Genomic DNA, 11657 nt, shown 5'->3' on the forward strand with positions numbered 1-11657 from the left:
GCCGAATCCCGCCACGGCCGCCCGGCGCACGACGACGCAAGCGACGCCCTGACGGCCCGGCGCCGCCACCACGGCCCAGCACCACCACCCCTCACGGCCGCGGAGCCAACACGGCCCGGCTCCACCACTACGGTCCCGGAGCCACCACGGATCAGCGCCACCGCCACGGCCCCGGAGCCACCGCGGATCAGCGCCACCGCCACGGCCCCGGAGCGACCATGGCCCAGCGCCGCCACGGTCCGGCGTCGCCATGTCGACAATGCGGCGCCGCGCCGCCCCGGTGGCCCCATGGCCGCCCGGGCGGCAGCGCGGCCGGTGCCCGCTGCGCCGGCGGCCTGGCGCGGTGGCGGGTTCAGTGCTGCCGGCGGGCCGGCCGCAGCAGGCGCGCGGTGGCGCCCCGCCGGGCCCACGCTATGAGGAGGAGCGGGACGATCAGCACGACCGGCGTGGCCGCGTTCTGCCCGTCGAAGACGGTGAGCTGGACGACGAACGCGCCCACCATCAGCGCCCCGAGGGCCAGCGCCGCGACCGACTGCAGCACCGGGACCAGCAGGGCGACCGCGCCGGCCAGTTCCAGTGCGCCGATGACGTACATGCCCGCGCTGCCCCAGCCCATCCGGTCGAACGATTCGACGGCCGAAGGGTGCGCGATGAGCTTGGGAAGGGCGCTCGCGAAGGCGTAGAAGAGCGCGAGCAGCACCTGGACGGCGCGCAGGGCCACGGCGCGGGCGCGGCGGCCGCGGGCACCGGGTGCGCCGCCCGCGGCGGTGGACGGGGCCGGGGAGAGGCGGGCGGCTGCGGGGGCGGCGACGGTCTCGGGCATGGGGGTCTCCTGCGGGAAGCGGTCAGCGGGCTGCTGTACAGAAGGAAGACCGGTCTCCGTGGCGGAACTCATCGCCGTCCGGCCTGTTCCTCGGGCGCCGGCCGCACCACGTCCCCAGGGGAGCCACGGGTCGGTCCTCGGGCCGGCCCCGCCCGGCCCGTCCATCCCTACAACGGGCCGCGTCCGCACCGCCGTTCCGCGGCCTGGCACAGTTCACCCGGCCGAGTGAGCCCCGGTGGCGGGGCCCCGGCGAGCGGGGCGGGCCGCCGGTGCTCCCTTTGGTGAACGCCCCGCGGAAGAGTACGTTGCAAGGAGAAGTGGTGAGCGGTGATGCGTACCGGCAGTGAACCGACGACCGCGCGCAGTGCTCTGCGGGCGCGTTTCTGGCTGAGCCTGTGGGGGCTGGCCTGGGCGGTGTTCGGCACCGCCGTGTTCGTACTGCTCGGCCGGCCCGGGTGGGCGGCGGCGTGCGGTGTGCTGTGGCTGGTGATCGCCGTCGACTTCGCGATCATCGTGCGGCATCTGCGGCAGGGCCCGCACTACCAGCCGGGCCGTGACGTCCCGCCGTACCGGCCACCGGAGGGGCGGGACGGGTAGCCGCCCGAGGCGCCGCGGTACGAAGGCACGGCGGCGGATCCGGCGGGACGCGCGGTGGCGCGTCGGGCCGGTCGGTCAGGTGTCGAACTTGGCGCGCTGAAGGTATTCGGGGTTCGGGTCCAGCGCGGCCGCCAGCCGGAAGTGACGCTTGGCCAGGTCGGCACGGCCCTGTCGCTCGTAGGTGCGGGCCAGCGCGAAGTGCGCGAACGCGTTGTCCGGTTCCCGCTCCAGGACGATGGTGAACTCCAGCTCGGCGGGTCTCAGTTGTGCGGCGGCGAAGAACGCGCGGGCGCGCAGCAGCCGGGCCGCCGTGTTCTCGGGGTGCGCGGCGATGACTCCGTCGAGCAGCTTCACCGCGCCCCGTGGGTCCCGCGCGGCGAGCAGCTGTTCGGCGGCACGGAAGTCGATGACATGCGTCTCCGGAGTACGTCCGGGGGAACCGCTGGTCTCGGGCACGGCAAAGTCCTTCCCTTGCTGGAAGGGTTCAACGCCCCGGCCGGACAACCGTATTCCGGCGGGCACCCGGGGTGGGGCGCGGCACAGGCAGGCACCGGCCCTGGCGTACGGCCGTACGTGCGGCCGTCGGGCGCCCCGCGCACCGCACCCCCGGGGGGGCCCGTCCCTGGGTTCCTCTGGCGGCCCGGCCCCGGGTGTCCGCGGACGGTCGGGGCCGGACCTCTCCCTCGGTCCCTCCAGGGCATGTCCGTGGATGTCTCCGCGAACCTATCCCTGGGTCTTCGCGGACGGGCGGCGCGGGTCGTGGGCCCGGCGGGCCAGTTCCGTCCAGACCTCCCGGACCCGCTGCCGGAGCCGCTCCAGCGGGACGTCGTTGTCGATGACGATGTCGGCGATCTCCAGGCGCGCGTCCCGGGTGGCCTGGGCGGCCATGCGGGCGCGTGCGTCGTCCTCGGTCATGCCGCGCAGCCGTACGAGCCGGTCGAGCTGGGTCTCGGGGCTCGCGTCGACGACGATCACGACGTCGTACAGCGGTGCGAGGCCGTTCTCGGTGAGGAGCGGGACGTCGTGGACCACGACGGCGTCCTCGTCGGCGGCCTCTTCGAGCCGGCGGGAACGGGCGCCCACCAGGGGGTGCACGATCTTGTTCAGCACGGCGAGCCGCTCGGGGTCGGCGAAGACGACGGCTCCCAGACGGGGGCGGTCCAGGCTGCCGTCCGCGGCGAGTACCTCCTCGCCGAAGGCGTCGACGACCGCGGCCAGGCCGGGTGTGCCCGGGGCGACCACCTCGCGCGCGATGCGGTCGGCGTCGATCAGCACCGCGCCGCACTCCACGAGCAGCCGTGACACCTCGCTCTTACCGGCTCCGATGCCCCCGGTCAGGCCTACCTTCAGCATGTGCCGCAGCTTAGGCCCCGGCGTGCGCCGCCGGCCCGGCGGGCGTCAGTTCTCGCCCTCCCGCTCGGCCAGGAAGCGTTCGAACTCGCGGCCGATCTCGTCGGCGGACGGGATCTCGACGGGCTCGGCGAGCATGTTGCCCCGGGTCTCGGCGCCCGCGGCGGCGTCGTACTGGTGCTCCAGTCCCTGCACGAGGGAGGTGAGTTCCTCGTCGCCCTCACGGATCTGCCGGTCGATCTCGGTCTGCGTGCGGTGGGCGTCGTTGCGCAGGGAGTGGGCGACGCTCGGCAGGACCAGGCCGGTGGCCGCCGTGATGGCCTCCAGCACGGTCAGTGCCGCGTCGGGGTACGGGGAGCGGGCGATGTAGTGCGGGACGTGGGCGGCGACGCCCAGGACGTCGTGCCCGGCCTCCATCAGCCGGTACTCCACCAGGGCCTCGGCGCTGCCGGGGACCTGTGCCTCGTCGAAGGGGCTGCGGTGGCCCGGGACGAGGTCGCTGCGGTTGCCGTGCGGGGTGAGGCCGACCGGGCGGGTGTGCGGGACGCCCATGGGAATGCCGTGGAAGTTGACCGCCAGGCGCACGCCGAGCCGCTCCACGATCTCCCGTACGGCGGCGGAGAAGCGCTCCCACTCGACATCCGGTTCGGGGCCGGAGAGCAGCAGGAACGGCGCTCCCGTGGCGTCCTGGACGAGGCGCACCTCGATCGCCGGCTCCTCGTACTCGGTCCAGCGGTCGCGCTTGAAGGTCAGCAGGGGGCGGCGGGCCCGGTAGTCCACGAGCCGGTCGTGGTCGAAGCGCGCCACGAGCTGGTGGGGCAGGGAGTCGAGCAGCCGGTCGACGATCTGGTCGCCGGTCTCCCCCGCGTCGATGTATCCGTCGAAGTGGTAGAGCATGACGAGCCCGGCCGACTCCTGTGCGAGCGCCATGTCGACGACCGCCAGGCCTTTCGGCTCCCATGCGTACAAACCCTGCGGATCAAGCACTGTGACCGCCCCTCCTCGTGTTCGTAGGTTCACAACGAGGAGCGGGGCGCGGGCATTCCCCGATGCCGCACGATCACCCGGAATCGTGACGACGCTGGCTTCCGGCCGCGGTCACGCGCGAGGCCGGCGGGTGGGGCGGACGCGCCTTGTGCGGGTACGACTGCGGCCCGTACCCCCGGGCGGGGGGTACGGGCCGCGGTCAACGGCTAGCGCCTAGCAGCGGTGAGCGGTCAGCTCTGGCCGCCGGCCAGCTTCTCGCGCAGGGCCGCCAGGGCCTCGTCCGAAGCCAGCGCGCCGGAGCTGTCGCCACCCTCGGAGGAGTACGAACCGCCACCGGACGCGACCGGAGCGGCGGCCTCGCCACCCTCGGCAGCGGCCTTCTCGTCCGCCTCGCGGGACTTGATGACCTGCGCCTGGTGCTGCTCGAAGCGGGACTGCGCCTCGGCGTACTGGCGCTCCCACTCCTCGCGCTGCTTCTCGTAGCCCTCGAGCCAGTCGTTGGTCTCGGGGTCGAAGCCCTCGGGGTAGATGTAGTTGCCCTGGTCGTCGTAGGACGCGGCCATGCCGTACAGGGTCGGGTCGAACTCGACCGCCGACGGGTCGGCACCGAAGGACTCGTTGGCCTGCTTCAGCGAGAGGCTGATGCGACGGCGCTCGAGGTCGATGTCGATGACCTTGACGAAGATCTCGTCGTTGACCTGGACGACCTGCTCCGGGATCTCCACGTGGCGCTCGGCCAGCTCGGAGATGTGGACCAGGCCCTCGATGCCCTCGTCCACGCGGACGAACGCACCGAACGGAACCAGCTTCGTGACCTTGCCGGGCACGACCTGGCCGATCTGGTGGGTCCGGGCGAACTGCTGCCACGGGTCTTCCTGGGTCGCCTTCAGCGACAGGGAGACGCGCTCGCGGTCCATGTCGACGTCCAGGACCTCGACCGTGACCTCCTGGCCGACCTCGACGACCTCGGAGGGGTGGTCGATGTGCTTCCAGGACAGCTCGGAGACGTGGACCAGACCGTCGACGCCACCCAGGTCCACGAAGGCACCGAAGTTGACGATCGAGGAGACCACACCGGAGCGGACCTGACCCTTCTGCAGGGTCGTGAGGAACGTCTGGCGGACCTCGGACTGGGTCTGCTCCAGCCAGGCACGGCGGGACAGGACCACGTTGTTGCGGTTCTTGTCCAGCTCGATGATCTTCGCCTCGAGCTCCTTGCCCACGTAGGGCTGGAGGTCGCGGACACGGCGCATCTCGACCAGGGAGGCCGGGAGGAAGCCGCGGAGGCCGATGTCGAGGATGAGACCACCCTTGACGACCTCGATGACGGTACCGGTGACGATGCCGTCCTCTTCCTTGATCTTCTCGATGGTGCCCCAGGCACGCTCGTACTGGGCGCGCTTCTTCGAGAGGATCAGGCGGCCTTCCTTGTCCTCCTTCTGGAGGACGAGGGCCTCGATCTCGTCACCGACGGCGACGACCTCGTTGGGGTCGACGTCGTGCTTGATCGAGAGCTCGCGGCTCGGGATGACACCTTCGGTCTTGTAACCGATGTCGAGCAGGACCTCGTCCCGGTCGACCTTCACGATGACGCCGTCGACGATGTCGCCGTCGTTGAAGTACTTGATCGTCTCGTCGATCGCGGCGAGGAATGCTTCCTCGTTACCGATGTCGTTGACCGCTACCTGCGGGGTGGTGGCGGTGGTCTCGGTGCTGCTCGTCATGTGGGAAAGGGCTCCGGTACGGACATTGAAGTCGTAGGTACTGCTTACGCCGGGAGCCCGTTTCGCTCTGCAGAAGCCGGACAGCCAAGGAAGCCCCACACAAAACCGCTGGTGGCGCCTCGAGAACCGAGGGGACATACAACAGATGCGAGCGCAGCCTGCTCCGTCTGAGGCGCGCAGGCCCGCAGCGCAACTTGTAGCATACGGGGGCAGCCGGGCAGGGTCAATGCGCGAAGCCGCACACCCGGGACAGAACGCCGCATCCCCGGCACAGAACCTGTCTTCCGGGGCCCTGCCGGCACCGCGGCGCCCGCCGAGGGCGCCCGCCGGGGGCTGCACGGAAGAGCCGCAGACTAGTACGAGGGAGCCGATCATCCAAGAGCCCGAACTTCCCGAGCCCGAGGCCACCCGACGCGCGGCATCGGTCACCGAGAGCGCCCGCGCCAACCGGGGCTGGTGGGACCGGAACGCGGACGAGTACCAGGTCGAACACGGCACCTTCCTCGGCGACGACCGCTTCGTGTGGTGCCCCGAGGGCCTGGACGAGGTCGAGGCGGAACTCCTCGGGCCGTCGGAGGAGCTGAAGGACCGGGACGTCCTGGAGATCGGTGCCGGTGCCGCCCAGTGCTCGCGCTGGCTGGCCGCGCAGGGCGCACGCCCGGTGGCGCTCGACCTCTCCCACCGCCAGCTCCAGCACGCGCTGCGCATCGGCGGACCCGTCCCCCTGGTGTGCGCGGACGCCGCCGTGCTCCCCTTCGCCGACGGCTCCTTCGACCTGGCCTGCTCGGCGTACGGGGCGCTGCCCTTCGTCGCCGACCCGCGGCTGGTGCTGCGCGAGGTGCGCCGGGTGCTGCGGCCGGGCGGGCGGTTCGTGTTCTCGGTGACGCACCCGATCCGGTGGGCCTTCCCGGACGAGCCCGGCCCGGAGGGGCTGTCGGTGTCCGCCTCCTACTTCGACCGCACGCCGTACGTGGAGCAGGACGAGGACGGCCACGCGGTCTACGTCGAGCACCACCGCACCCTGGGCGACCGGGTCCGCGACATCGTGGCCTCGGGTTTCCGGCTCGTGGACCTCGTCGAACCGGAATGGCCCGACTGGAACACCTCCGAGTGGGGCGGCTGGTCCCCGCTGCGCGGGCATCTGATCCCGGGGACCGCGATCTTCGTCTGCGAACGCGACTGACCCGCGGGACGGACGCCCTCCACGCGCGCGTGGAGGGCGTTTTCCCCGCCCGTGCGCCACTGGCGACACTAGGAGGGTGATCCGTTACGACGCCCTCGACGCCCTGCCCGTACGCGGGGCCCTCCCCGGCCTGACCGACGCGCTCGACGCTCATGGGAGCGCCGTCCTGGTGGCGCCGCCCGGTACCGGCAAGACGACGCTGGTGCCGCTCGCCCTGGCCGGACTGCTCGGGCGGGGACCGGCCCGTCGGGTGGTCGTGGCCGAGCCGCGGCGGATCGCCGCGCGCGCCGCGGCCCGGCGGATGGCGTGGCTCCTGGGTGAGCGCGCCGGCGAGAGCGTCGGCCACACCGTCCGCGGGGAACGGGTGGTCGGACGCCGCACGCGCGTGGAGGTCGTCACCACCGGTGTGCTGCTGCAGCGGCTGCAACGCGACCAGGAGCTGGCCGGGGTCGACGTGGTGGTGCTCGACGAGTGCCACGAACGGCATCTGGACGCGGACACGGCCGCCGCCTTCCTGTGCGACGTACGGGAGGCGCTGCGGCCCGAGCTGCGGCTGGTGGCGGCGTCCGCGACCACGGACGCGCAGGGCTGGGCACGGCTGCTCGGCGACGCGCCGGTGATCGAGGCCCAGGGCGTGTCGTACCCGGTGGAGGTGGTGTGGGCACCACCCGCACGCCCCGTACGCCCGCCGCACGGCATGCGCGTCGATCCCGCGCTGCTGGCCCATGTGGGTTCCGTGGTGCGGCGTGCGCTCGCCGAGTGGACGGGGGACGTGCTCTGTTTCCTGCCCGGTGCGGGCGAGATCGCCCGGGTCGCGGGCGGGCTCGGGGACCTGGACGGGGTCGACGTGCTCCAGGTGCACGGGCGGGCCCCGGCGGCGGTGCAGGACGCGGTCCTGGCGCCGGGACGGCGGCGCCGCGTGGTGCTCGCCACGTCCGTGGCCGAGTCGTCGCTGACGGTGCCCGGGGTCAGGGTCGTGGTCGACGCGGGGCTCGCCCGGGAGCCGCGGGTGGACCACGCGCGCGGGCTGGGCGCGCTGACCACGGTGCGCGCCTCCCAGGCGGCCGGACGGCAGCGGGCGGGCCGCGCCGGACGCGAGGCGCCGGGCACGGTCTACCGGTGCTGGGCGGAGGCCGAGGACGGGCGCCTGCCGCGTTTCCCTGCGCCGGAGATCAAGGTGGCCGATCTGACGGCGTTCGCCCTCCAGGCGGCCTGCTGGGGCGACCCGGACGCCTCCGGACTGGCGTTGCTTGATCCGCCGCCGGCCGGTGCCATGGCGGCGGCCCGGGAGGTGCTGACCGCCGTGGGCGCGGTCGACCCGGCCGGACGCGCCACGCCGCGCGGAACGCGGCTGGCGCGGCTGGGCCTGCCCGTGCGGCTGGGGCGGTCCCTCCTCGACGCGGGTGCCCTCACCGGGGCGGGCGGCACGGTCGCGGAGGTGGTCGCGCTGCTCAGTGAGGAAGTGCCCCGGGAGTACGGCGACGATCTCGCCGCCGCGCTGCGCCGCGTCCGGCGTGGCGGCGACGCGTACGCGGGGCGGTGGCGCGCGGAGGTGCGCCGGCTGCGGGCCTCCGCGGCGGAGGCGTCCGGCGCGGCGGAGGCGTCCGGCGCGGTGGAGGCGCCCGCGCCGGGGGACGCGTCCGCCCCCGGGGACGCCTCCTCGGCCACCGAGAGGCGCGCGTCCGGGGACGCGGCGCCCGGCGGCGTCACGGCCGGGGCGGGGAGACCCTCCTCCGGGGGCGCGGCGCCCGGGGCAGGAAGGCCGGCGTCCGGGGACGGTTCGCGGGCGGCTGACGCGCCGGGGGCCGCCGGTGCGCCGCCGAGTGCCGGTGCGTCGCCGGCCGCCGGTACGTCGCCGGCTGCCGGTGCGCGGCGGGCTGCCGATGAGGCGTCGGTTTCCGGCCCGTCGTCGGTCGCGGGGGTGTCCGGCGGGGGTTACGCGGGGGCCGGGGCACCGGTCGCCGGGGAGGACGGCGTCGCCGGGCTCGTGGCCGCTCTGGCCTTTCCCGAGCGGGTCGCCAGGCTGGAGGGCGGCTCCTACCTCATGGTCTCGGGTACGCGGGCCGAACTCGCCGAGGGGTCGGCGCTGCGCGGGGTGCCGTGGATCGCGGTCGCCGTGGCCGACCGGCCGCTCGGCAGGGGGCACGCGCGCGTGCAGCTCGCCGCGGCCGTCGACGAGGAGGTCGCCCGGCTCGCGGCCGGGGCCCTGCACGAGGAGCGTGCGGAGGTCCACTGGGCCGACGGGGACGTGGTCGCCCGGCGGGTCGAACGGCTCGGGGCGGTGGAACTGAGGGCCCGGCCGCTCGCCGGCCCGGCGCCCTCACTCGTACGCGACGCGCTCCTTCAGGGGCTGCGGCAGGAGGGGTTGCGGCTGCTGCGGTGGTCGCCGGGGGCCGAAGTGCTGCGGCAGCGGCTCGCGTTCCTGCACCAGCGGCTCGGCGAGCCCTGGCCAGATGTCCGCGACGAAGCCCTCCACGCGCGCGTGGAGGAATGGCTGGAGCCGGAACTGGGCCGCGCCCGCCGACGCGCGGACCTGGCGCGGATCGACGCCGGGCAGGGGCTGACGCGGCTGCTGCCGTGGGCCTGCGGTGAGGCGGCCCGGCTGGACGAACTCGCCCCGGAGCGGCTCACCGTGCCCAGCGGGTCGGCGGTCCGGGTCGACTACAGCGATCCCGGACAGCCGGTCCTCGCGGTCAAACTGCAGGAGATGTTCGGGCTGGACGCCTCGCCCGTCGTGGCCGGGGTGCCCGTCCTCGTGCACCTGCTCTCCCCCGCCGGGCGGCCCGTCGCCGTCACCGCCGACCTCGCCTCCTTCTGGCGGGACGGTTACAAGGGCGTACGGGCGGAGCTGCGCGGCCGGTATCCGAAGCACCCGTGGCCCGAGGACCCGGCGACCGCGCAGCCGACCCGGCACACCAACGCCCGGCTCAGGAGGTGAAGACGCTACGAAGACGCGGACGGGGAGGCGGATGTCGACGGGGTCGTGGACGGGTCCGTCGACGGCTCGGCGGAGGGGTCGGCCGCCGCGACCTTCAGTTCCACGGTCAGCGTGGCACCGCCGGCGGTGGTGATGCGGAGCAGGAAGGTGCCGGTGGTGTCGTCCGCGTACAGCCGGGGCAGTTTCAGCAGTCCTCCGGCGTCCGTCCGAAGGTCCTTCAGGGTGCGTACGGGCTTGCCGTCCGCGTCCTTGAAGTAGGGACCCTTGTCGTTCTCGGCGGGGTCGTCGGCGGACTTGACCAGGGTGGCGGTGGCGGCGACCTTGCCGGCGACGGCGCCCTTGTAGGTGGCCTTGACCTCGACCTGGTCGGTGAACTCGCCGCCCGGCGTGCACGCCAGCGGGGTGTCGCTGGTGCGGACGAGCGCGTCGGCGGTGCGTGCGGTGACGGTGGCCTTGTAGGGGAGTGCGGAGACCGCGCGGCCGACGACCACGGCACGGACGGTGAAGTCGCCCGTCTTCTCGCCCGCCCGGAGCACGGGTGCGAGAGCCACGCCGGAGGCGTCGGTGACGACGGTGGCGACCTTCTCACCGCCGGTGAAGGTGGTGTCGGTGTCGCCGGTGATCAGGAAACGGACCCTGACCTTGGCGACCGCCTTGCCGGCCTTGGTCTCGGCGCGGGTGCTGATCCTCTCCGCGAAGGCCTCTCCGGCGCGGGCGGTGAGCGTGTCCGTGCCGGCGTCCTCCAGGTGGTCCACCGTGTCGGTGGGCGTGGGAGGAATGGGGGGAGGCGTCACGGGCGGCCTGCTCGGCTCGCTCGGGGTGCCGCCGGGCGTGCCGGGGGTGGTCGGCTTGCCCGGTGTGCCGGGCTTGGCGGGGGTGCCCGGCTTGCCGGAGCCGCCCGGCCGGTGACTCGGCGTCGGGGAGGACGGCCGCGAGGGCGTGGTGGACGGTCGGGGGTGGGTGCCGGCGGAGTCGTCGCTGTGGTGGACCGGCAGCTGACCGGTGCCGTCGGGCACGGAGTGGGTGCCCCTGCGGTAGTACTCCAGCCACGACAGGACGGTGTTCAGGTACTCCTGCGAGTGGTTGTAGCTGAGGATCGCGCTGCTCAGGTCGCCGTGGTCGGACAGGTCCCAGTCGTTGCGGCACAGGTAGTGGCCGGTGGCGAGGGCGGCGTCGTAGATGTTGTTGGGGTCCTTCTTGCCGTCCCCGTTGCCGTCGCGGCCCGCCCACCCCCAGGTGGAGGGGATGAACTGCATGGGCCCGACCGCACGGTCGTAGGTGCTGTCGCCGTCGTAGAGGCCGTGGTCGGTGTCGCTGATGTTCGCGAAACCACTGCCGTTGAGGACGGGGCCGAGGATCGGGCTGAACGTCGTGCCGTTCGCGTCGACCTGGCCGCCGCGCGCCTGGCCCGACTCGACCCGGCCGATGGCGGCGAGGAGTTGCCAGGGCAGGTTGCAGCCCGGCTTGGAGGAACGCAGTTCGGCCTCGGCCTTCTTGTAGGCGTCGAGCACGGTGGCGGGTATGCCCGCCTCGGCCGAGGCCTGCGAGGCAGGGGTGCCGGTACCGGTACCGGTGTGGGGGGCCGCCGGGTCGGGGCTGTTCAGCGGCGGGAGGTCGGTGTAGTAGTGCGTGTCACCGGTCGCACTGTCGCCGACGGGCGTGTCGGGGACGGACGTCGCACCGGCGGCGGGCTGTCTTCCCTCGTCGCTGACCGTCACACCGGGAGCCTCGGAAGCGGAGAGCGCCGCGACCGCCACCGCGGCCACGGCTGTGGTCGCCGCCCCCTTGTACAGCCTCCTGCCGAAATGCGCCGCCATGGAGTGAACCCCTCCCGTGAACGCCCGAGCGTCCTTCTGTGCTTGCCTGTTCGCCCTGTTGTGACGGTTGACTCGCGGTACTGGTTGCCCTCGTGGAGCCTTCCGGATGCACGACCCAGGTGACCCTACGACAACTTCCTTTGAGAGGTCGTTTTCACCTGGACTGCACTGGAATGAACCGATTACCGGAGCATGAGGTCGTGGGAATCGTGAGGTGTCAGGTGTGCTTCGGCGTCTG

Annotated in this window: 9 protein-coding genes; 3 read left to right on the forward strand and 6 right to left on the reverse strand. The window is 73.4% G+C overall.

Annotated features, from left to right (window positions below; translation table 11 throughout):
* Positions 1–352: 352 nt before the first annotated feature.
* Positions 353–823 (reverse strand): DoxX family protein, encoded by a 471-nt coding sequence (locus ABZ719_RS19910; RefSeq protein WP_366726486.1) that lies wholly within the window; start codon positions 821–823, stop codon positions 353–355.
* 330 nt (positions 824–1153) lie between these two features.
* On the opposite strand from ABZ719_RS19910, the gene ABZ719_RS19915 reads away from it, so the two are divergent.
* The gene (locus ABZ719_RS19915; RefSeq protein WP_366726487.1) at positions 1154–1420 is read left to right on the forward strand and encodes a DUF6343 family protein; all 267 of its coding nucleotides are present in this window, start codon (positions 1154–1156) and stop codon (positions 1418–1420) included.
* 75 nt (positions 1421–1495) lie between these two features.
* On the opposite strand, the gene ABZ719_RS19920 is transcribed toward ABZ719_RS19915, so the two are convergent.
* The 4 genes from ABZ719_RS19920 to rpsA all read right to left on the reverse strand — a co-directional run bounded on the left by ABZ719_RS19920 (position 1496) and on the right by rpsA (position 5481).
* On the reverse strand, positions 1496–1876 hold the full coding sequence (locus ABZ719_RS19920; protein ID WP_037860714.1) for a tetratricopeptide repeat protein: 381 nt from the start codon (positions 1874–1876) through the stop codon (positions 1496–1498).
* A gap of 267 nt (positions 1877–2143) precedes the next feature.
* The gene (gene coaE / locus ABZ719_RS19925; RefSeq protein WP_366726488.1) at positions 2144–2773 is read right to left on the reverse strand and encodes a dephospho-CoA kinase; all 630 of its coding nucleotides are present in this window, start codon (positions 2771–2773) and stop codon (positions 2144–2146) included.
* A gap of 45 nt (positions 2774–2818) precedes the next feature.
* The gene (locus ABZ719_RS19930) at positions 2819–3757 is read right to left on the reverse strand and encodes a PAC2 family protein (protein ID WP_037860712.1); all 939 of its coding nucleotides are present in this window, start codon (positions 3755–3757) and stop codon (positions 2819–2821) included.
* A gap of 230 nt (positions 3758–3987) precedes the next feature.
* Positions 3988–5481, reverse strand: a complete 1494-nt coding sequence (gene rpsA, locus ABZ719_RS19935; protein ID WP_366726489.1) for a 30S ribosomal protein S1 — start codon at positions 5479–5481, stop codon at positions 3988–3990.
* A 226-nt stretch (positions 5482–5707) separates the two neighbouring features.
* Between rpsA and ABZ719_RS19940 the strand changes: the two genes are divergently transcribed.
* Together ABZ719_RS19940 and ABZ719_RS19945 are read left to right on the forward strand one after the other, a co-directional pair.
* Positions 5708–6664, forward strand: a complete 957-nt coding sequence (locus ABZ719_RS19940; protein WP_366726490.1) for a class I SAM-dependent methyltransferase — start codon at positions 5708–5710, stop codon at positions 6662–6664.
* Between the two features lie 76 nt (positions 6665–6740).
* Positions 6741–9602, forward strand: a complete 2862-nt coding sequence (locus tag ABZ719_RS19945; protein ID WP_366726491.1) for an ATP-dependent helicase C-terminal domain-containing protein — start codon at positions 6741–6743, stop codon at positions 9600–9602.
* A gap of 5 nt (positions 9603–9607) precedes the next feature.
* On the opposite strand, the gene ABZ719_RS19950 is transcribed toward ABZ719_RS19945, so the two are convergent.
* Positions 9608–11419 carry a lytic murein transglycosylase gene (locus ABZ719_RS19950; protein ID WP_366726492.1) on the reverse strand — a complete coding sequence of 604 codons (1812 nt, stop codon included), beginning with the start codon at positions 11417–11419 and terminating at the stop codon, positions 9608–9610.
* Between the last annotated feature and the right edge of the window lie 238 nt (positions 11420–11657).

This window comes from Streptomyces sp. NPDC006743 (assembly GCF_040703815.1).
In the GTDB taxonomy this organism is placed as follows: domain Bacteria; phylum Actinomycetota; class Actinomycetes; order Streptomycetales; family Streptomycetaceae; genus Streptomyces.

Coding starts and splice junctions, on each gene's coding strand:
- ABZ719_RS19910 (WP_366726486.1), bottom strand. CDS start 823: ATGCCCGAGACCGTCGCCGCCCCCGCAGCCGCCCGCCTCTCCCCGGCC.
- ABZ719_RS19915 (WP_366726487.1), top strand. CDS start 1,154: ATGCGTACCGGCAGTGAACCGACGACCGCGCGCAGTGCTCTGCGGGCG.
- coaE (WP_366726488.1), bottom strand. CDS start 2,773: ATGCTGAAGGTAGGCCTGACCGGGGGCATCGGAGCCGGTAAGAGCGAG.
- rpsA (WP_366726489.1), bottom strand. CDS start 5,481: ATGACGAGCAGCACCGAGACCACCGCCACCACCCCGCAGGTAGCGGTC.
- ABZ719_RS19940 (WP_366726490.1), top strand. CDS start 5,708: ATGCGCGAAGCCGCACACCCGGGACAGAACGCCGCATCCCCGGCACAG.
- ABZ719_RS19950 (WP_366726492.1), bottom strand. CDS start 11,419: ATGGCGGCGCATTTCGGCAGGAGGCTGTACAAGGGGGCGGCGACCACA.